This window comes from Pseudomonas fluvialis, assembly GCF_002835605.1.
Lineage (GTDB): Bacteria > Pseudomonadota > Gammaproteobacteria > Pseudomonadales > Pseudomonadaceae > Aquipseudomonas > Aquipseudomonas fluvialis.
The window spans coordinates 1-19,453 of the sequence record NZ_PIYS01000027.1 but is presented as its reverse complement, the minus strand read 5'-3'; the positions used below and the strand labels follow the sequence as shown (position 1 = coordinate 19,453).

Here is a 19,453-nt window from a genome sequence, read left to right as displayed (position 1 = left end):
CGGCGCTACAGGCGCAGGCCACCCGCGCCACGCTGCAGGCGGCGCAACTGCGCCGACAGCTCACGCAGGTTGGCGTCCTGCGCCGCCAGCTCGGCCCGTTGCGCCGGGTCGAGCAACTGCAGCAACGCGGCATCCAGCTGCCCGGCCAGTTGCTGCAACTGTGCCTGGCGTTGCGCGCTGTGCTCGGCCAGGCGCTGCCATTCCTCGTCCTGTGGCAGGCCGTAGCCCTGCGTGCCCAGCAGCTCCGCCGGACGACTGAGAAAGCCACTCTGCTGCAGCAGGCGCTGCAGGCCTTCGCCGAGCGGGGCCAGCGCCTCGGGCGACTCGCTCAGGTAGCGCTGTTTCAGTTCATCCTGCACGCGTAGCAACAGACGCCGGCGGGCGGCCTGTTCGAGCACCAGCAGGGCAGCACTTTGCCGCAGGCTGGCGCGGGCAAACCAGGCCTGGCGCTGGGTCGGCGGAGCATCCAGCCAGTCCTCGACCTGCCCGTATGGCAACCCCCAGTCGGCCTGCAATCCGGCAAACAGCTGGGTATAGCGTTCGCGGTAGGAAGCAAAGCGATAACCCAGGCGCTCCGCTTCGCGCGGCTCGGCCAGCGCCGAGGGATCAGCCAGACCACGCGCCACCAGCAGCTGCAGCAGCCCGTTGGGCAGCAGGCTGTCCAGATCGGCAAGACGCGGATCAGCCGTACCGCTGCGCAACAGCTTGAGCGTTTCCACCGCACAGTTGTTGCTGATGAAAAAGTAGCGCCCGTCGTAACTCCAGTGCTGTTCCAGCGCCCGGGTGAGCAGCGCCAGGCGCTGGCCGGCACTCAGACGCAGCGGCACCGACTGCAGGCTGCGCAGCTCGACGCGGGTGTATTCATCGATCACCTGAGCCAATGGCAGGACGAACAGCCGCGACGGATAGGCGCCACTCAGTCCGCCCCAGCTGGACAACTGCACGTCGTCCACATAGGCGCGGAACGACAGCACCAGATGATGCTCGACATCCAGCAGGCAGTCCTCGCCCGGTGCCCGCCCCGGCGCACAGAGCACCAGGCGCAACATGCTGTGGCCAAAGCGGCTGGCCCACTGCTGGTTGCCCTCGGCCAGCAGGTAGTCGACCCGGTACAGGCGCGCCGGGTCGAGGCGCGCCAAGGGCGCGCGGGCAAAATCGCTGCCGGCATTCAGGTAGGCCAACCCCTTTGCACAGGCTGCCTGCCGGGGTGGCTGCCAGGCAAAATGCTCGGCAAATAGTGCGGCCAGCGACGGGCGGCGACAGGCATACTGCGGGTCGAGCAGGAAATGCTCGAAGTTCACGGCGAAGAACTCGCGTGGATGGCTCAGCTCGTAACGGTCGACACTGCGCGCCTGCTGGCCGTTGAACGCCTCGCGCGCGCCCCGCTGCCCCACCGCCTGCGGCCAACCGGCCAGGTCGAGCAGGCGCGGATGATCGCTCAGCGTATAGCGGCGCGCCGTCTGCCCACGACACTCGCCCGGCAAGCCTACCGCCCCCAGGCTGGCCAGTTGCTGCCGGCAACGCCTGTGCAGGCGCCGCTCGGCCGGTGTCCAGTAGCGAGCACGGTCATACAGGTGGGCCAGTTCGTGCAGCACGGTGGCCTGCAGCTCCAGCTCCAGGCTGGCATGCCGGCCGCGCGCCGGCTGCTGTGGATCGGCGAGCAGCGCGGGCAGCAGCCGGGCATTCAGCTCAATATGCGCACGCCAGGCATCGGCGCGGGCAAACGCCTCGTCCGGCAGCGTGGTCGACCAGCGCACGCTGACCGGTCCCGCCAGGCGCTGGCGAAAGCTCGGCGGCAAGCGCGCCAGGCTGTCCTCCAGCAGACGCTCGCTGACCGCGCGCGCCTGGGCATGCAGGCCGCGCGCCTCCAGCTGCAACTGCAGCGCCCAGGCACCCTGGGCCGGCAGGCAGGCGAGCAGCAGCAAGACACGCAATAAGCCAGGCATAGAAAGGACACTCAACACACGCTGCCAGGGCAGCACCGCCGCGCATGATAAACGCTGCGCCGGGCGACAGGCTGGTCTGGCCAAGGCCTTTGCACAGCCTGCTAGAATCCCTGCCCGACTTGCCGACGGCGGGAACCTGCCGTCGGCTCAGGCACTCTTAGCCAGGCTGGTCCGTAGGGTTGCCAACCTGAGAGTCCGCTTACCGAATAAAAAGGCCTTGCCATGCCCAACCTTGTCCACCGCGCCCTTGCCGGCTGCCTGCTCTGCCTGTTCAGCAGCCTGAGCCTGGCCAACAGTGCCCAGCCCACCCATGAGTTCCAGCTGGAGAATGGCCTCAAGGTCATCGTGCGCGAGGATCACCGTGCCCCGGTGGTAGTCAGCCAGCTGTGGTATCGGGTCGGCTCCAGCTATGAAAGCGCCGGCCTCACCGGCCTGTCGCACGCCCTCGAACACATGATGTTCAAGGGCAGTGCCAAGCTCGCCCCCGGCGAATCGTCGCGCATCCTGCGCGAACTGGGCGCCGAGGAAAACGCCTTCACCAGCGACGACTACACCGCCTACTACCAGGTGCTGGCCAGCGATCGCCTGGCTGTGGCCCTGGAAATGGAAGCCGACCGCCTGGCCAGCCTCAAGCTACCCGCCGACGAGTTCGCCCGGGAAATCGAAGTGATCAAGGAAGAACGCCGCCTGCGTACCGATGACCGGCCCAGCGCGCTGGCCTACGAACGCTTCAAGGCCTTGGCCTTTCCCGCCAGCGGCTACCGCAACCCGACCATCGGCTGGATGAGCGACCTGCAGCGCATGCAGGTGGACGACCTGCGTGCCTGGTACCAGCAATGGTACCGACCGAACAACGCCACCCTGGTGATCGTCGGCGATGTGCAGCGCGACCAGGTGGAAAAGCTCGTCACGCGCTTCTTCGCGCGCATTCCCGGCAAACCGCTGCCGGCGGCCAAGCCACCGCTGGAACTGGCCACCCCCGGCGAGCGGCGCACCACCCTGTATCTCAAAACCCAGTTGCCGAGCCTGCTGATGGGCTTCAACGTGCCGGGCCTGGCCACCAGCGAGGATGCACGCAGCGTACACGCCCTGCGCCTGCTCGCCGCGCTGCTCGATGGCGGCAGCAGTGCCCGCCTGCCGGCACGCCTGGAACGCGGCAGCCAGTTGGTCAGCGGCGCCTCCGCCTGGTACAACGCCTTCACCCGCGGCGACAGCCTGTTCGTACTCAGCGCCACCCCCAACAGCCAGACCGGCAAGACCCTGGCCGAGGCCGAGACCGGTCTATGGCGCGAGCTGCGCGCCCTGCAGGAACAGCCGCCCAGCGAGGAAGAGCTGAACCGCGTGCGTGCCCAGGTGATTGCCGGCCTGGTCTACGAGCGCGACTCGATCAGCAGCCAGGCCAACAGCATCGGCCAACTGGAAAGCGTCGGCCTGTCCTGGCGGCTGATCGACAGCGACCTGCAGGCCCTCAGCGAAGTCACTGGCGCCGACATCCAGGCCGCCGCGCAACGCTTCTTCCAGCGCGAGCGCATGGTCGTCGCGCACATCCTGCCGCAGGAGAACAGCCATGAGTGAGCGCAAGAACCTGCGGGCCGGCCTGCTCGGCCTGATCATGGTGCTGGCCATTGGCGGCCTGACCATCCTCGCCAACCGCAACGCTCCCACACCAGCACCGGCGACCCCGGCCGCCGCCCAGCAGCCAGCCAGCGTCGGCCTGCAAAGCCTGGCCGAGCTGAACAACAGTACGCCGGCGCGGCGCACCCTGCATATCGAAGACTGGCGCACGTCCAGCGGTACCCGGGTGCTGTTCGTCGCCGCCCCGGAACTGCCGATGTTCGACCTGCGCCTGACCTTCGCCGCCGGCAGCAGCCAGGACGGCGAACACCCGGGTCTGGCCGTGCTGACCAATGCCATGCTCAACGAAGGCGTACCGGGCATGGATACCGACGCGATTGCCCAGGCCTTCGAAGACCTCGGTGCGCAGTTCAGCAACGGGGCCTACCGTGACATGGCGGTGGTCAGCCTGCGCAGCCTTACCCAAGCCACCCAGCGTGAGGCAGCCCTGGCCCTTTTCAGCCAGGTGATCGGCCAGCCGAGCTTCCCCAATGAGCCGTTGCAACGCATCAAGAACCAGTTGCTGAGCAGCTTCGAGCAGTACCAGCACAACCCCGGCAAGCTGGCCAGCCTGGCGCTGATGGCCACGCTGTATGGCGACCACCCCTACGCCCACCCCAGTGAAGGCACCGCGCAGAGCATCCCGCCGCTGCGCCGTGAGCAGCTGCAGGCTTTCCATCGCCGCGCCTACAGCGCCGGCAATGCAGTGATCGCGCTGGTCGGCGACCTCAGCCGGAGCGAGGCCGAAGCGATTGCCGAACAGGTTTCCGCCGCCCTGCCGGCCGGCCCGGCGCTGCCAGCGGTTGCCGCCCCCAACGCGCCGGAGGCCAGCCAGCAGCACATCGATTACCCTTCCGCGCAGACCCACATCAACCTCGCGCAACTGGGTATTCCCCGTAACCATCCGGACTGGCCGGCCCTCTACCTGGGCAACCAGATCTTCGGCGGCGGCGGCTTCGGCAGCCGGCTGATGGAGGAAATCCGCGAGAAACGCGGCCTCACCTACGGCGTGTACTCGGCGTTCAGCCCGATGCAGGTGGCCGGTCCGTTCAGCATCAGCCTGCAGACCCGCGCGGAAATGACCGACGGCACACTGCAGCTGATCCGTGAACAACTAAAACAGTTTCTTAACGAAGGCCCCACTGCCGCCGAACTGCAGCGTGCCAAGCGCGAACTGGCCGGCAGCTTCCCGCTGAGCACGGCGAGCAACGCGGACATCGTCGGCCAGTTGGCGGCCATGGCCTTCTATGACCTGCCGCTGGACCAGATGGAGCGTTTCATGGAGCAGGTTCAGGCACTCAGCCGCGAGCAGGTGCGCGAAGCCATGGCCCGCCATCTCGACCCGCAGCGCCTGGTGGTGGTCACCGCCGGGCCACAGGTGGCTCAACAGCCTCTGCCGGAGCCCGGCAGCAGCAGCGAGAGCAGCAACCAGCCGGGCCGGGCACACTGATGGCGCGCCCGGCAAAACCTCGCAGCACGGCGCATGGTGGCCAGGGACAGCTGCGCATCATCGCCGGCGAATGGCGTTCACGGCGCTTTGCCTTTCCCGAAGCGCCCGGCCTGCGCCCGACCCCGGACCGGGTACGGGAAACCCTGTTCAACTGGCTGGCGCCCTACATCGAAGGCGCACGGGTGCTGGAGTGCTTTGCCGGCAGCGGTGCGGTGTTTCTCGAGGCGCTGTCCCGCGGGGCCAGCGCCGGCCTGGCCCTGGAACTCGACACAGGCGCCGCGCGCAGCCTGCGCGGGCATCTGGATACGCTGGCCTGCACACGCGGCCAGGTGCTCCAGCAGGACAGCCTGCGCTACCTGGCCGAACAGCCGGCACAGCCCTTCGACATCGCCTTTCTTGATCCACCCTTCCAGCTCGACCTGCTGCAACCCGCCTGTCTGCTGCTGGAAAGCCGTGGCTGGCTGGCCGACGACGCCTGGATCTACACGGAAAGCGCCAGCGCTCCCTCAAGCCTGGCACTGCCCGACACCTGGCAGCTGCATCGTGAGAAGCACACCGGCCAGGTCTACTACGCCCTGTGGCGCCGCCGCGTGACGCGCTAAAGAAAACGCCCCGCAATGCGGGGCGTTGACCTTACACGACACTCAGCCTGCTCAGTAACACCAGATATCCTGGGGCGGAGCGACCGTGCAATTCTGCGCTGCACAGGTACCACCACCTGCGCCGCTATCGATCTCCTGGCTATCCATGCTGTAGCCATGGTTCGGCTTGATCTCCAGCAATTCATTGGCCGGCAGGCCATCGATGCAGTAACGGCCAGCCGCATCGCTGGGTGCCGACATGCCGAACAGCGTCTCGTCACTGTTGCGCCAGGCCACCATGCTCACCTCGACCACCGGATTGCTCGGCGAACACTGGTAGACCATGCCACTCACGCAGGTCGTACCACCGCCCCCCGAAGGCTTGCGCAGCGCCACGCTGGCACAGGCATCACCGGCAGCCTGGGTATTCACCAGCTGGGTTGGATAGCCAAGCGCACGCACCTTGACGCTGGCGTTTTCCGGCGCCTTGAGCTGGAAGCTGCCGTCCGCGGCGGTCACTGCCGTGGTCCCCGCACTGCTGGTCACCTCCAGGCCGACCACCGGAGCGCCCTGCTCGTCTCGTACATCACCCTGGATGCACGCCACGCCCGTACTGATCACCAGATCACCGGCAGCCACCGCCGAACCCGCGGCACAGCTTTGTCCGGCAGCCCCGGATTGCACCGCCAAGGCGGGCGAGCTGGCGCTCAGGCTGTCGACGAACAGGCTGGCACGCAGGCTGCTCAGTGCCGAGCTTTTCACCTTGATGCAGAAGTTACCCTGTGCATCACTTTGCGCAGAGCTGGTACCGGCATAGTCGATGCCACTGCTGAGAATGCTCGCTCCCGCCAGCGCTTGACCATTGCCGTCGACGACCCGGCCACTGACTTCCGTGGTGGCAATCGGCTGGTCACTGTTCCACCAGGAAAAATGCGCCACACTGGCAAACACCGCCAGGCGATCAGGCAGTACGGTGGACGCTGCCACCTGCCCGACACCTTCCTCGATCCACAGACCGCGCACGGTATCGAAATGCCACATGGGCGTCTGATCGCCCGGGCTCAGCGGGGTGCTGCGCGGCAGCAACAGCTCGATCTGCGCCTGGCTGCCAGCCTTCAGATTGACCTTGCGGCCATTCTGGCTGAGGCTGAAATCAGCCATGCTGAAGGACTCCAGCAGGACATTCTGGCCTGCCAGGGTGCGCGCCGAGAAATCGCCCGGGGCGGCCTGGACTTCCTCCGTCGACACATCGATCGGACTGATGACCAGATCCACCGGCTGGCTGCCACTGACGGTCAGGCTGTTCGGTGGAAAATGCACCTTGAAGCCCTGCTCCTGCAGCGTGCCACCCGTCTGCGGAATGAGCGTCTGCACCGCGCCGGCCTTGGCCAGCATTTTGTTCAGGGTGCGTGGCTGCATGCGTACCAGCAACAGCTTGTCGAACTGCAGAGGCTTCTGGCGCTGCAGGCTGACGCTGCCATGCCCGAGGGCATAGCCGGATTTGCTGAAGCTGAGCTGCAGCTTCTGCTCCGGGCTGACCCCATCGATACGGTAGAAGCCACCGGCACCGGTTTCCACCTGACGCGGAAAGATCAATGGCAGCGGGCCTTGCACCCGCACCCGTACACCACTCAGGGGCAGGCCTTCGCTATCGACCACCTGGCCGCTGATGCTGGCCTTGCCGATCAGCACGGCATGCGCCGGCAGTGCGCTCAGGCCAAGCATCAGCAGGGCCAGCACGCACACACGGCGCAAGGCAAGAGAGAGTCTTGGCATTGCGAGTCATCCTTGAGAAAAGAAAGGGGCCGCTATATAGCCGATCAAGACACCCGGCAGCCATGCCCAGGGGTAACCACTACCGAATCTGCTAGTCAGCACACAAAGACCGTCAGAACCTCGTCACGCTTGCCGAATACCGTCAATAATCGCGCACACGGCTATTCCCGGAAATTCAGTCGCCTGATGGTGCTTTCCGCGCGCCTCGCCAGGCTCTAGTGTGAGCCCCCTCTCCTGTTGCTTAGCCAGGGCTCCACGACAACCACCCATGACCTTCTCCGCCGCCACTCCTTTCAAGCCCGCCTGGTGGCTGCCCGGCCCCCATGCCCAGACACTCTGGGCCTCGCTGCTGCGCCACGCACCACGCCTGCAGCGCCAGCGCGAGCGCTTGTGGCTGGCCGATGGCGACTTTCTCGACCTGGACTGGTACGGCCCGCACCAGGCCGACACCCCCCTGGTGCTGATCGCCCATGGGCTCACCGGCTCCTCGCAGTCGCATTACGTGGTCGGCCTGCAGCGCGCGCTGGCCGACCTGGGTTGGGCCAGTGTGGCGTTGAACTGGCGGGGCTGCTCGGGCGAAGCCAACCTGCTGCCACGCGGCTATCACTCCGGGGTCAGCGAGGACCTGGCCGCCGTCATCAGCCATCTGCAGGCCTGCCGGCCGTTGGCCCCGCTCTACGCGGTAGGCTACTCACTGGGCGGCAACGTGCTGCTCAAGTACCTTGGCGAGCAGGGTGAACAGTGCCCGCTGCAGGCGGCGGTGGCGGTATCCGTGCCATTTCGCCTGGACCACTGCGCCGAACGCATCGGCATGGGCTTTTCACGGTTTTACCAGGCGCACTTCATGCGCGCCCTGGGCAATTACGTGCAGGACAAGCGCCGGCAGTTCCACGCGCGCGGCGCGCATGAGCATCTGGCCACCCTGGAGGCTCTCGGGCCGAGCCACGGCATGCGCAGTTTCTGGGAGTTCGACGAGCGTTTCACCGCCCCACTGCACGGTTATGCCGACGCTGCGGACTATTACCGGCGGGCCTCCAGCCGTTTCTACCTGGCGCGGATTGCCAGGCCCTGCCTGATGATCCAGGCCGCCGACGACCCGTTCGTCTTCCCGCACAGCCTGCCAGCGCCCGACGAACTGGCCGCGCACAGCCAGCTGGAACTGCACGCACAGGGCGGCCATGTCGGTTTTATCGAAGGTTCTCTGCGCCAACCTGCTTTCTACCTGGAACGGCGCATCCCGCAATGGTTGCACCAGCAGGCCAGCCAGGCGCCGGACTAAGCCGGAGGCCGGCCCACCCGCAGATAGTCAGGGCAGCACGGCGCTGAGCGGGACATGCAGACGGGCCTGCAGGGTACGCACCTCGTCACGCGCCGCCGGACTGACGTAGCCGCTTTCCAGAGCCAGCACCTGATAGATGCCGCGGCGCAGCAATTCCTCGCTGAGCGGCGCATCGTCCGGGCGCATGCTGCACAGAAAACGCACCCAGGAAGTCAGGATGATCCAGCTGTTGAGGGTCAGCGCTTCGATCTCTTCAGGCTGCATGACCAGGATGCCCGCCTCGACAAAGCCCTGGTAGATCGCCTGGGCCTGCTGCAGACAGTGCCCGGCAAACAGCCGGTAGCGCGCGGCCAGTTCGCTGTCGCTGTCCAGCAGGTGCTCCAGGTCACGATGCAGGAAGCGGTAGTGCCACATCGCCGCGAGCAGGGCTTCCAGGTAGTAGGTCTTGTCGGCCACGGTCAGCGCACGCCCCGCCGGACGCTGGAGAAACTGCGCGACCTGGCGTTCGTACTGGGCAAACAGCTCGGCGATGATCGCCTGCTTGTTGCGGAAGTGGTAGTACAGGTTGCCCGGAGAAATCCCCAGATGCGCGGCAATATGGTTGGTGGTGATGGCGCGCTCGCCCTGCGCATTGAACAGCGCCAGGCTCTCTAAAACGATGCGTTCGCGGGTTTTCAGGGCTACGGCCATGGCCGGGGTCTCGCTGACTGACAGAAGGTTCCGCCTGAACACGGCGGACATGGGCGGCAAAGGTACACCCTGCGCGGGCCGGACAACACTCTGACGGCCATTTGACCGAATAGAGTAATTACTCTAGAGTTTTCCGCAACCCACCGCCTGCCCCCGGAGACAGCCATGGTTGCCGACATCGCCCACCTGCATCACAACCAGCAGCAGATTGACCAGCTGCAGGCCGCCTTCCAGCGCCAGCGCAGCGCCTTTGCCGGCAACCCGCTGCCTTCCCTGGAACAGCGCCGGCAATGGCTGAAGGCCCTGCTTGAGCTGCTGCGCAGTGAACAGCAGGCCCTGATCGACGCCATCAGCGCGGATTTCAGCAACCGCTCCGCCGATGAAACCCTGCTGGCCGAGATCATGCCTTCGCTGCACGGCATCCATTACGCCAGTCGCCGTCTCGGCAAGTGGATGAAGCCCTCGCGCCGTCAGGTCGGCCTGGCCTTCCAGCCGGCCAGCGCACGGGTGCTGTACCAGCCGCTGGGCATGGTCGGGGTGATCGTGCCGTGGAACTATCCGCTGTACCTGGCCATCGGCCCGCTGGTCGGTGCGCTGGCCGCCGGCAACCGGGTGATGATCAAGATGAGCGAGTCCACCCCGGCCACCTCGCAACTGCTCCGTGACCTGCTGGCCCGGGTGTTTCCCGAAGACCTGGTGTATGTCGCCCTCGGTGAGGCGGATGTCGGGGTGGCCTTCTCCCGCCTGCCCTTCGACCACCTGCTGTTCACCGGCGCCACCAGCATCGGCCGGCATGTGATGCGCGCCGCCGCCGAAAACCTCACCCCGGTGACCCTGGAGCTGGGCGGTAAATCGCCGGCGATCATCAGTGCCGACGTACCGATGCACGATGCCGCCGAACGCATTGCCTTCGGCAAGACCCTCAACGCCGGGCAGACCTGCGTGGCCCCGGACTATGTGCTGGTACCACGCGCCCGTCTGGAAGAGTTCGTCGACGCCTATCGCCAGGTCGTGCTGCGTTTCCTGCCGCGTCTGGCGGACAACCCCGACTACACCGCGATCATCAACAGTCGCCAGCTGGGCCGCCTGCAGGGCTACCTGCGCGACGCCGCGGATAAAGGGGCACGTATCGTGCCGCTCTACGAACACAACCAGGAGCGCCGCCTGGCGCACACCCTGGTGCTGGACGTGACTGACGACATGCAGCTAATGCAGGAGGAAATCTTCGGGCCGATTCTGCCGGTACTGCCCTACGATCAGCTCGATCAGGCGCTGGCCTACATCAACCAGCGCGACCGCCCGCTGGCGCTCTACTACTTCGGCTACAACAAGGCCGAGCAGCAGTACGTACTCAGCCATACGCACTCCGGCGGCGCATGCATCAACGATACCCTGCTGCATGTGGCTCAGGATGACCTGCCGTTCGGTGGCATCGGCCCCTCCGGTATGGGCCACTACCATGGCCATGAAGGCTTCCTGACCTTCAGCAAGGCCAAGGGGGTGTTCATCAAGCAGCGCTTCAATGCCGCGCGCTTCATCTATCCGCCTTACGGCAAGGCTATCCAGAAGCTGATCTACCGCCTGTTCGTACGCTGAGGGCTGCCATGTCCCACTCACCTCATGCAGCCCCGCTGTCACGCCGCGGCCTGCTCAAGACCGGGCTGTTCGGCAGCCTGCTGCTGGCCGGTGCCGGGCTGGGCGCCAGCCTCAGCGGCTGCTCGCCAAGCACTCCGGCACGGGGCTTTCAGGTCCTGCGCGAGGGCGATCTGGCCTTCCTGCGCGCACTGATCCCGGTATTGCTGGATGGCGCCGTGAGCAGCGGACGCATGCCCGCCGCTGTCGAGCAGACCCTGGCCGGTATCGACTACAACCTGGCCGCCTTCTCGCCGGCCATGCGCAAGCTCACCATGCAGCTCTTCGACGCCCTGGCCCTGCCGCTGACCCGTGGCCCGCTGACCGGCGTATGGGGAGGCTGGGAGCAGGCCAGCGCCGGCGACATGCAGGCCTTCCTGCAGCGCTGGCAGAACAGCTCGCTGGACCTGTTGCAGATGGGCCATGCCGCCCTGCTGCAATTGGTGATGCTGGCCTGGTACGGGCAAGCCGAGGCCTGGGGCCATTGTGGCTACCCCGGCCCGCCGCAGATCTGAACCATCCACCTGATCCACCCTGCGCGAGAGTGCCGCGATGTCCGTACCCGATCTGTTTGCCGAAGGCCTGGCCCGCGGCTGGAAAACCCACGATGGCTCGCAGCTGGCGGAAGATCTGCGCCTGGAAGCCGACATTGCCATCATCGGCAGCGGTGCAGGCGGCGCCACCAGCGCGGAAATCCTCAGTGCCGCCGGCTTCAAGGTGCTGCTTATCGAAGAAGGCCCACTGCGCACCAGCCGCGACTTCAAGCTGCAGGAGCCCACCGCCTATGCCGAGCTGTACCAGGAAGGCATGGGCCGGCTCAGCGAGGATGGCGCCATCACCATCATGCAGGGCCGTGCGGTGGGCGGCACCACGCTGATCAACTGGACTTCCAGCTTCCGCACACCCGCCGCTACCCTGCAATACTGGGCAGAGCAGTACGCAGTGGCCGGACACGACAGCGCGAGCATGGCCACCTGGTTCGAGCGACTTGAGCAGCGCCTCGGCGTCGCGCCCTGGGCCCTGCCGCCGAATGCCAACAATGACGCCCTGCGCCGCGGCTGCGAAGCGCTGGGCTATAGCTGGCAGGTGATTCCGCGCAACGTGCGCGGCTGCTGGAACCTCGGTTACTGCGGGTTGGGCTGCCCGGTGAATGCCAAGCAATCGATGCTGGTCACCAGCATCCCGGCCACCCTGGAAGCCGGCGGCGAGCTGCTCTACCTGGCCCGTGCGGAGCGTTTCAGCCTGCGCGACGGGCGCATCGAAGCGCTGCACTGCCTGGGCATGGATGCGCGTTGCGTGGCGCCCAATGGCCGACGCATCGAAGTACGTGCCCGCCACTACATCCTGGCCGGCGGCGGTATCAACAGCCCGGGCCTGCTACTGCGCTCAGCGGCGCCCGATCCGCACCAGCGCCTCGGCAAACGTACCTTCCTGCATCTGGTGAATTTCTCGGCCGCGCGCTTCGACGAGCTGATCAACCCCTTCTACGGCGCGCCGCAGTCGATCTACTCGGATCACTTCCAGTGGGACGACGGGGTCAGCGGACGCATGTCCTACAAACTGGAAGTGCCGCCGCTGCAACCGGCATTGGCTGCCTCGCTGCTCGGCCGGCATGGCCGCGACAACGCGGCACGCATGGCCGACCTGCCGCGCACCCATGTGATGCTGGCGCTGATGCGCGACGGCTTTCACCCCGACAGCGCCGAAGGCACGGTCAAATTGCGCAGTGATGGCAGCCCGGTGCTCGACTACCCGCTGACCAACTACACTTGGGACGGCATCCGCCGCGCCTATCACCGCATGGCGGAAATCCAGTTTGCCGCTGGTGCCAAGGCCGTACTGCCGCTGCACGCGGATGCCGACTACGTCGACAACCTGCCTGCCGCCCGCGAACTGATCGACCGCCTCGACCTGGCGCTGTACCGCACCAAGCTGGGCAGCGCCCACGTGATGGGCGGTTGCGCGATGAGCGAAGACCCACGCCTAGGCGTGTGCGACAGCCTCGGCCGCCACCACCAGCTGGAAAACCTGTCGATCCACGATGGTTCGCTGTTCCCCACCAGCATCGGCGCCAACCCGCAGCTGTCCATCTACGCGCTGTGCGCCAAGCTGGCCAGCGCCCTGGCCGAGCGCCTGCGCGGCGCCTGAGGTGTGCGCGGCGGTTGGCTGTACGCCAGGCGCTGCGCTACCATCCGCTTCCCTTAAGCACAGCCAGGAAGCCGCGATGAACCGAGTGTTGTATCCGGGCACCTTCGACCCCATCACCAAAGGCCATGGCGACCTGGTCGAGCGCGCCGCGCGGATTTTCGACGAAGTGGTGATCGCCGTCGCCGCCAGCCCCAAGAAGAATCCGTTGTTCCCCCTCGAACAACGCGTCGAACTGGCCCGCGCGGTCACCGCCCACCTGCCGAATGTGCGGGTCGTCGGCTTCTCCAGCCTGCTCGCGCATTTCGTCAAGGAGCAGGAAGCCAATGTCCTGCTGCGCGGCCTGCGCGCGGTGTCGGACTTCGAATACGAGTTCCAGCTGGCCAACATGAACCGACAGCTGGCCCCGGATGTGGAAAGCCTGTTCCTCACCCCCTCGGAAAAGTACTCCTTCATATCCTCCACGCTGGTCCGGGAAATCGCCGCGCTGGGTGGCGATATCAGCAAGTTCGTGCATCCCGCCGTCGCCGCGGCGCTGGCCGAACGCCTGAAACCCTGATCCACGGCAACACCTCAGCGTCCAACGGGTGCAGGATGACGGCGATTGCGGCACAATCGCCGCCCTGAACCAGCCCCCGCCGCCGTCCAGGCGGGGCCACAGGAGCCGACCATGTCCCTGATCATCACCGACGACTGCATCAACTGCGATGTTTGCGAGCCCGAGTGCCCCAACGGCGCGATTTCCCAGGGTGAGGAGATCTACGAGATCGACCCCAACCTGTGTACCGAGTGCGTAGGCCACTACGACGAGCCGCAATGCCAGCAGGTCTGCCCGGTTGACTGCATCCCCCTCGACCCCAACAACGTCGAGAGCAAGGACGAGCTGATGCAGAAATACCTGATCATCACCGGCAAGGCCTGACGCCGGCCCTCTCGCCACCGTCTGCGTTACACTGCCCGGCAGTTCATCGACTGCCGGGGATTTCGCCATGCGCCTGAGCGCCTGCCTGCTGCTCATCCTGTTCCACCTGCCGGCTCTGGCGCAGACGGTCGAGCCTCGCGTGGCCAGCGCCCATCCGGCGGCCACCGTGGCTGGCCTGGAAACCCTGGCCGCCGGCGGCAATGCCTTCGATGCCGCTGTCGCGGTGAGTGCCGCGCTGGCCGTGGCCGAGCCGTACGGCTCCGGGTTGGGCGGGGGTGGTTTCTTCCTGCTGCGCCTGGCCGGGACAAACGACAGTTTCCGCTTCATCGATGCCCGCGAACGGGCCCCCGCCGCTGCGCACGCGGCGCTCTATCAGCGCGATGGGCGGGTAGTGGCGCAACTCTCCCTGGATGGTGCGCTGGCCGCCGCCATTCCCGGCCTGCCCGCCGCGCTGGTGCACCTGGCCGAACACTACGGCCAACTGCCCCTGCAGGACAGCCTGGCACCGGCCATTCGCCTGGCCCGCAATGGCGTGGTCATCGACCCGCTGTATATCGAACGGGCGACCTTTCGCCTGGCGGCCTTGCAGGCCGATGCGGAAAGCGCACGGCGGTTCCTCGACCAGGGGCAACTACCGCGCGAGCACAGCGTACTGCGCCAGGCCGAGCTGGCCGAGACCCTGGAGCGCCTGGCCGCCGAGGGGCATGCCGGCTTCTACCAGGGCACGACCGCACAACGCCTGCTACAGGCCGTGCAGGCTGCTGGCGGCATCTGGCAGGCCGAGGATCTGCGCGACTACCGGGTGGTCGAGCGCCCGCCGCTGCGCTTTGCGCTGGGCGAAGGCCGTGAACTGATCAGCGCCCCGCCCCCCTCCGCCGGCGGTGTCGCCCTGGCGCAAAGCCTGAGCATGCTGCAACAGCGCAACTGGCAGGCCAGCCAAGGCGCGGCACGCATTCATCTGGTGGTAGAGAGCCTGCGCCGCGCCTACCGCGATCGGGCACTGCTCGGCGATCCGGACTTCGTCGACAATCCGCTGGCGCAACTCCTCGCCAGCGACTACCTGCAGCGCCTGGCCAACGACATCCAGCCAGGCCGCGCCACGCCCAGCGCCGAACTGCCCGCCGCGCCGGCCTGGCGGGAAGGCGACCATACGACGCATTTCAGCCTGATCGATGCCCAGGGCAACGCGGTAGCCGCCACGCTGTCAATCAACCTGCCGTTCGGCGCAGCCTTCACCGCGCCCGGCACCGGCGTACTGCTGAATAACGAAATGGATGACTTCGCCGCCGATCCGGGCGGCCGGAATGCCTATGGCCTGACCGGCAGCCAGGCCAATGCGGTCGCCGCGGGCAAGCGGCCACTGTCGTCGATGAGTCCGACCTTCATCGACAGCCCGGCGCAGCTGGCCGTCTTCGGCACGCCGGGCGGCAGTCGCATTCCCAGCATGGTGCTGCTGGCCATCCTCGACTATCTGGAGGGCAAGCCGGTCAGCCAGTGGCCGGCCACCCCGCGCTATCACCACCAGTTCCTGCCGGACCACATCGAGCATGAGGCCAACGCCTTCAGCTCCGCCGAGCGCGACGCCCTGCAACGACTGGGGCATCAGCTCAAGCCGTTGCCGCGCACCTATGGCAACCAGCAGGTGCTGCTCTGGGACAAAGCCAGCGGACGTACCGAAGGCGCCAGCGACCCGCGCGGCCGCGGACTGGCGCAGTAGCAGCGCTCAGTCCAGCGCGATCAGCGGCCCTTCTTCGGCCAGCAGGCTGCGCAGACCGCGCAACAGCTTGCTGTCGTCGCCCTGGGCAAGCAGCAGGACATTGCGCAGGCTCTGCGTGATACGGCTGGCATAACCCAAGTCATTCATCAGCGAGCTGGCCTGCAAACCGCTCAGATGTCGCTCGCGCACCTCGACGAATAATCGCTGGCGGAACGCCATGTCGAAATCAGCAGCACGCTCATCGAGCTGCTGCAGCTGTTCTTCCCACTGTGCATCAGGCAATTCGCTCATACCCAACTGACGCAGTTCACGCAGCACCAGCAAGAGATGCCGACGCAGGTCGAGATAGGCCTGGCGCGGTACCGTTGGCCCCTGTTCCAAATAATGCGCTAGGTTCTTCTGCAGGTGCTTGGCATCCTTGACCGCATCCACCAACTGCAGGGCGGCTACCTGGCAGGCCGTCCAAAACCGCTGATGCTGGCTGTCCAGCGGCACATCCAGCCGACTCATGAAGTCCAGCAGCTCGGCATGCACGCCTTTCACATGACGGCGATACAGCTGTTCGGCATCCAGGCCGCGGGTATCACTTCGCCCCTGGAGGATTTGCTCATCCACATGCTCGCTGCGCAGCTGTGCAACCGGCAGGTACAGCGCATGGCAGATCACCTCGAAACTCAGTCGCGCCATGTGCTGCAACTCCTGAGCGACGGCCTGGGCCGCCGTTTCCGCCGAGGCCAGCACCGTATCATCGAGGTAGCGTGCGTGGGTAAGCTGCTCACGAGCCGGATGCAGCTCGGTGATCAGCACCGCCGGCTCGGCCACTTCAGGCAGCAGCCGTTCCAGCAGGCCCGCCAGACGGGCCTGCCAGGGCCAGAACAACAGCACCCCCATGCCATTGAACAAGCTATGGAACATCGCCAGCTCGATCAATGGATTGGCGCCCAGACCCAACCAGGTGGTCAGCCATTGCACCAGCCAGGCCAGCGGCCGCAGCAAGGCCAGCGCCAGCAGCGCGGTGCCCAGGTTGAACAATACATGCACCAGGGCCAGACGCTGCCCGGCACGACTCCCTCCCAGTGCCGCGAGTACGGCCGTGACCGTGGTACCGACGTTGGAACCGATGGCAATCGCCAAACCCTGCTCCAAGCTCAGCTGGCCAGCGGCCAGCGCCGCCAGGGTCAACATCAGCGAAGCATGGCTGGACTGCAGAACGACGGTGAGCAGCAAACCCACCAGGCAATACAACAAGACGCCGAGCAGTCCCGACACATGCCAGCGCAGCGGATCGAAGCCTTCGGTCAGGCCGGAAAACCCTTGCTTGATCTCCTCGATACCCAGGAACAGGAATCCCACGCCAAGCAGTACACGCCCCAGCGCCTTGCCACGCTCACCGCTAAAGCCAGCCAGCACACCGAATACCAGCAAGGGCAAGGCCAGCGCCGACAGGCTGACATTCTGCCCGGCCAGCGCCAGCAGCCAGATGCCACTGGTGGTGCCCAGGTTGGCGCCGAAGAGGATGGCAATGCCGCCCGCCAGACCAATCAATCCGGTCGAAATAAAGGCGATGGTCAGCAGCGAAACCAGCGTGCTGGACTGCAGCAGCATGGTCGCGCCAATCCCGAAGAACAGGCTCTTCAGCGGCGTCTGCGTACTGCGCGCCAGCCATTGCTCCAGCTTGCCTCCGGCCAGCAAACGCAAGCCGTCCTCCAGGCACTGCATGCCAAACAGAAACAAGGCCAGCCCGGCACACAACAAGAGCCAGGCATGGCTGTAGAAAAAGCTGATCGCCATCAGCAGGCACAGCAATAGCAAAGGAGCGATTCGCAGCATGTTTAGCCTTTAGAGACTACCGCAGCGCAAGGCTGGCAGATGTCTTCGCATGGTAACCTTTTATAGCCAGCCAGGAGGCTGGCGTTATTTTTAATGCATGTAAGGAAGTACCATGAAACTGCAAGCACTTTTCCTGGCCGCCAGCGTGGCAACCCTGAGTGGCTGCGCCGTTACCAGCTCCCCGGTTGGCAATGCGCTGTTCACCAATGTCAGCGGGCCAGTAGCCGTCAGCAACAGCGCCGAAGCCAGCAAGCAAGGCAAAAGCTGTGCATACAACCTACTGGGACTGATTGCCGCCGGCGATGCATCCATCGAGGCGGCCAAGAAATCCGGCAATATCAGTACCGTGAGCAGCGTCGATGGTCACGGCACCAGCGTGCTGTTCCTCTACTCGAGCTTCTGCACGGTAGTCAAAGGTCAATAAAGCTTCCACATAGCAAAAGGCCGCTCATTGAGCGTAATGCTGTTCACTTAAGCATTTGAGCCCTGACGGGGCTTCCCCGAAAATCCGATGTCAGGTCCCTGGCATCGGATTTTTTATGTCTCTGCAACAGCAACTGCTCGACTTAGGTGAACTGTTCAACTTCTCGGATCTGAGCACCTTCACCCAAAACATCCCGATCGAGTGGGTGGCATCCGCTCTGGACTTGTCCGCCCAGGCCACCATAAGGCGGCGGCGTCTGCCCAGCGATCAGGTGCTCTGGCTGGTGCTTGGCATGGCCTTGTTCCGTGACGAGCCGGTGCATGAGGTCGCACGACGCCTGAATATCTGTGCCCAGGGGCTGGCCTCTCACGACCTGCTGGCCCGAAGCGGTGTCACCGAGGCGCGTAAACGATTGGGTGCCGATCCGGTTGAGTGGCTGTTTCGTCAGACGGGTAACCAGTGGGGTTGCGAGCGCTATGAGGGCGATACCTGGCAGGGCCTGCAAGTATTGGCCGTGGATGGCGCACTCCTGCGCACCCCAGACACGCCTGAACTCCGAGAGCATTTCGGCTCCGGCAATACCTCCACCGAGCGCCAGACGCCGTTTCCCATGCTGCGACTGGTAGCCCTGATGAACGTGCGCTCGCACCTGATTCTGGATGCGCAGGTGAGTCCCTACCGGCGCAGTGAGATGCGCTTGGCCGATGAGTTTATGCAGCAGATTCCCAATCAGTCGGTGACGCTGTTCGATAAGGGCTTCTGGAGTGCCGACTTGCTGTTGCGCCTGGGCGCCGCAGGGGAAAGCCGGCACTGGCTGATTCCGGCCCGCCAAGGGCTGGTTGGCGAGGAAGTCGCTCGTTACGGCAAGGGCGATCGTTTGCTGCGCATGAAGGTGTCGGCACAGGCACGAAAGCGCAACCCCGACCTGCCGACGCACTGGGAGGTACGTGAAGTCAGCTACGCCGTGAAGGACAAGATCAAGACAGTGCTCACCTCGCTGCCTGCGGATACTTACAGCGCCAAGACCATCGCCAAGCTGTATCAGGAGCGCTGGGAGATCGAGCTGGGCTTCCGGGATATCAAAAGCTCTCTGCAGCAGAATGCGATGACCCTGCGCAGCAAGGTAACGGAGCTGGTCTACCAGGAGGTCTGGGGCTTGTTGTTGGCCTACAACATCATCCGCCGCGAAGCCGGTCAGGCAGCCGTCGCCTTCGGCCGCTCTCCGGGCGACATCCGCTTCAAACCAGTAGCTCAATACATCGCCGTGCAATTGATCGTGATGGCGGCGGCCAACCCGATTTCAGCAACAGGAACACGATTGTCGGAGCTGAGAGCAGGAATCGGTGGGCTGTTTCTGGATCACCGTCCAAGGCCATCAAGACCAAGGACGGTGAAGATCTCAAAGACCCGTTATCCAGTGGATCGAAAGGCTGCTCCGCTTAAGTGA

General features: G+C 65.5%; 16 protein-coding genes. 12 read left to right on the top strand and 4 right to left on the bottom strand.

Annotated elements, in window-relative coordinates; all coding sequences use genetic code 11:
• Positions 1 to 5 precede the first annotated feature (5 nt).
• Entirely contained in the window at positions 6 to 1,946 is a 1,941-nt protein-coding gene (locus tag CW360_RS13065; RefSeq protein ID WP_101193996.1) for a DUF7844 domain-containing protein, read from the bottom strand.
• 222 nt (positions 1,947 to 2,168) lie between these two features.
• On the opposite strand from CW360_RS13065, the gene CW360_RS13060 reads away from it, so the two are divergent.
• From CW360_RS13060 to rsmD, 3 genes are read left to right on the top strand one after another with little or no spacing between them, the layout of a single operon-like run.
• Complete coding sequence (locus CW360_RS13060; RefSeq protein ID WP_101193995.1) at positions 2,169 to 3,521, top strand: M16 family metallopeptidase; 1,353 nt, start codon at positions 2,169 to 2,171, stop codon at positions 3,519 to 3,521.
• A complete protein-coding gene (locus CW360_RS13055) occupies positions 3,514 to 5,010 on the top strand; it encodes a M16 family metallopeptidase (RefSeq protein WP_101193994.1) in 1,497 nt (498 codons plus the stop codon). The genes CW360_RS13060 and CW360_RS13055 overlap by 8 nt, the downstream gene beginning before the upstream one ends.
• On the top strand, positions 5,010 to 5,612 hold the full coding sequence (gene rsmD / locus CW360_RS13050; RefSeq protein WP_093984890.1) for a 16S rRNA (guanine(966)-N(2))-methyltransferase RsmD: 603 nt from the start codon (positions 5,010 to 5,012) through the stop codon (positions 5,610 to 5,612). The genes CW360_RS13055 and rsmD overlap by 1 nt, the downstream gene beginning before the upstream one ends.
• 51 nt (positions 5,613 to 5,663) lie before the next feature.
• On the opposite strand, the gene CW360_RS13045 is transcribed toward rsmD, so the two are convergent.
• Positions 5,664 to 7,367, bottom strand: a complete 1,704-nt coding sequence (locus tag CW360_RS13045; protein ID WP_101193993.1) for a carboxypeptidase-like regulatory domain-containing protein — start codon at positions 7,365 to 7,367, stop codon at positions 5,664 to 5,666.
• Positions 7,368 to 7,635: 268 nt separating this feature from the next.
• Between CW360_RS13045 and CW360_RS13040 the strand changes: the two genes are divergently transcribed.
• A complete protein-coding gene (locus CW360_RS13040; protein ID WP_101193992.1) occupies positions 7,636 to 8,646 on the top strand; it encodes a hydrolase in 1,011 nt (336 codons plus the stop codon).
• A gap of 27 nt (positions 8,647 to 8,673) precedes the next feature.
• Here the strand turns inward: CW360_RS13040 and CW360_RS13035 are convergent, their stop codons facing one another.
• Positions 8,674 to 9,336: a TetR/AcrR family transcriptional regulator gene (locus CW360_RS13035; protein ID WP_101193991.1), complete on the bottom strand. Its 663-nt coding sequence runs from the start codon at positions 9,334 to 9,336 to the stop codon at positions 8,674 to 8,676.
• A 165-nt stretch (positions 9,337 to 9,501) separates the two neighbouring features.
• Here CW360_RS13035 and CW360_RS13030 point away from each other — a divergent pair, with 165 nt between their 5' ends.
• The 6 genes from CW360_RS13030 to ggt all read left to right on the top strand — a co-directional run bounded on the left by CW360_RS13030 (position 9,502) and on the right by ggt (position 15,752).
• The gene (locus CW360_RS13030; RefSeq protein WP_101193990.1) at positions 9,502 to 10,932 is read left to right on the top strand and encodes a coniferyl aldehyde dehydrogenase; all 1,431 of its coding nucleotides are present in this window, start codon (positions 9,502 to 9,504) and stop codon (positions 10,930 to 10,932) included.
• Between the two features lie 8 nt (positions 10,933 to 10,940).
• Positions 10,941 to 11,483: a twin-arginine translocation pathway signal protein gene (locus tag CW360_RS13025; protein ID WP_101193989.1), complete on the top strand. Its 543-nt coding sequence runs from the start codon at positions 10,941 to 10,943 to the stop codon at positions 11,481 to 11,483.
• 37 nt (positions 11,484 to 11,520) lie between these two features.
• Positions 11,521 to 13,116, top strand: coding sequence for a GMC family oxidoreductase (locus CW360_RS13020; protein ID WP_101193988.1), 1,596 nt, complete (start codon positions 11,521 to 11,523; stop codon positions 13,114 to 13,116).
• A 76-nt stretch (positions 13,117 to 13,192) separates the two neighbouring features.
• On the top strand, positions 13,193 to 13,672 hold the full coding sequence (coaD, locus tag CW360_RS13015) for a pantetheine-phosphate adenylyltransferase (protein ID WP_093984883.1): 480 nt from the start codon (positions 13,193 to 13,195) through the stop codon (positions 13,670 to 13,672).
• Between the two features lie 111 nt (positions 13,673 to 13,783).
• Entirely contained in the window at positions 13,784 to 14,035 is a 252-nt protein-coding gene (locus CW360_RS13010) for a YfhL family 4Fe-4S dicluster ferredoxin (RefSeq protein ID WP_093984882.1), read from the top strand.
• A gap of 67 nt (positions 14,036 to 14,102) precedes the next feature.
• Positions 14,103 to 15,752: a gamma-glutamyltransferase gene (gene ggt, locus CW360_RS13005; RefSeq protein ID WP_101193987.1), complete on the top strand. Its 1,650-nt coding sequence runs from the start codon at positions 14,103 to 14,105 to the stop codon at positions 15,750 to 15,752.
• Between the two features lie 6 nt (positions 15,753 to 15,758).
• Here ggt and CW360_RS13000 read toward each other — a convergent pair whose 3' ends face one another.
• Positions 15,759 to 17,582 (bottom strand): Na/Pi cotransporter family protein, encoded by a 1,824-nt coding sequence (locus tag CW360_RS13000; protein WP_101193986.1) that lies wholly within the window; start codon positions 17,580 to 17,582, stop codon positions 15,759 to 15,761.
• A 112-nt stretch (positions 17,583 to 17,694) separates the two neighbouring features.
• Here CW360_RS13000 and CW360_RS12995 point away from each other — a divergent pair, with 112 nt between their 5' ends.
• Both CW360_RS12995 and CW360_RS12990 read left to right on the top strand, forming a co-directional pair.
• Positions 17,695 to 18,006: a TRL-like family protein gene (locus tag CW360_RS12995; protein WP_093984879.1), complete on the top strand. Its 312-nt coding sequence runs from the start codon at positions 17,695 to 17,697 to the stop codon at positions 18,004 to 18,006.
• Positions 18,007 to 18,121: 115 nt separating this feature from the next.
• A complete protein-coding gene (locus CW360_RS12990) occupies positions 18,122 to 19,453 on the top strand; it encodes an IS4 family transposase (protein ID WP_170307333.1) in 1,332 nt (443 codons plus the stop codon).

What these genes read in the sequence shown, in the direction of transcription:
- CW360_RS13040 (WP_101193992.1), top strand. Translation starts at nt 7,636, where the DNA reads ATGACCTTCTCCGCCGCCACTCCTTTCAAGCCCGCCTGGTGGCTGCCC.
- CW360_RS13000 (WP_101193986.1), bottom strand. Translation starts at nt 17,582, where the DNA reads ATGCTGCGAATCGCTCCTTTGCTATTGCTGTGCCTGCTGATGGCGATC.
- CW360_RS13060 (WP_101193995.1), top strand. Translation starts at nt 2,169, where the DNA reads ATGCCCAACCTTGTCCACCGCGCCCTTGCCGGCTGCCTGCTCTGCCTG.
- CW360_RS13010 (WP_093984882.1), top strand. Translation starts at nt 13,784, where the DNA reads ATGTCCCTGATCATCACCGACGACTGCATCAACTGCGATGTTTGCGAG.
- CW360_RS12995 (WP_093984879.1), top strand. Translation starts at nt 17,695, where the DNA reads ATGAAACTGCAAGCACTTTTCCTGGCCGCCAGCGTGGCAACCCTGAGT.
- CW360_RS13055 (WP_101193994.1), top strand. Translation starts at nt 3,514, where the DNA reads ATGAGTGAGCGCAAGAACCTGCGGGCCGGCCTGCTCGGCCTGATCATG.
- CW360_RS12990 (WP_170307333.1), top strand. Translation starts at nt 18,122, where the DNA reads ATGTCTCTGCAACAGCAACTGCTCGACTTAGGTGAACTGTTCAACTTC.
- CW360_RS13065 (WP_101193996.1), bottom strand. Translation starts at nt 1,946, where the DNA reads ATGCCTGGCTTATTGCGTGTCTTGCTGCTGCTCGCCTGCCTGCCGGCC.
- coaD (WP_093984883.1), top strand. Translation starts at nt 13,193, where the DNA reads ATGAACCGAGTGTTGTATCCGGGCACCTTCGACCCCATCACCAAAGGC.
- ggt (WP_101193987.1), top strand. Translation starts at nt 14,103, where the DNA reads ATGCGCCTGAGCGCCTGCCTGCTGCTCATCCTGTTCCACCTGCCGGCT.
- CW360_RS13020 (WP_101193988.1), top strand. Translation starts at nt 11,521, where the DNA reads ATGTCCGTACCCGATCTGTTTGCCGAAGGCCTGGCCCGCGGCTGGAAA.
- CW360_RS13035 (WP_101193991.1), bottom strand. Translation starts at nt 9,336, where the DNA reads ATGGCCGTAGCCCTGAAAACCCGCGAACGCATCGTTTTAGAGAGCCTG.
- CW360_RS13030 (WP_101193990.1), top strand. Translation starts at nt 9,502, where the DNA reads ATGGTTGCCGACATCGCCCACCTGCATCACAACCAGCAGCAGATTGAC.
- CW360_RS13025 (WP_101193989.1), top strand. Translation starts at nt 10,941, where the DNA reads ATGTCCCACTCACCTCATGCAGCCCCGCTGTCACGCCGCGGCCTGCTC.
- rsmD (WP_093984890.1), top strand. Translation starts at nt 5,010, where the DNA reads ATGGCGCGCCCGGCAAAACCTCGCAGCACGGCGCATGGTGGCCAGGGA.
- CW360_RS13045 (WP_101193993.1), bottom strand. Translation starts at nt 7,367, where the DNA reads ATGCCAAGACTCTCTCTTGCCTTGCGCCGTGTGTGCGTGCTGGCCCTG.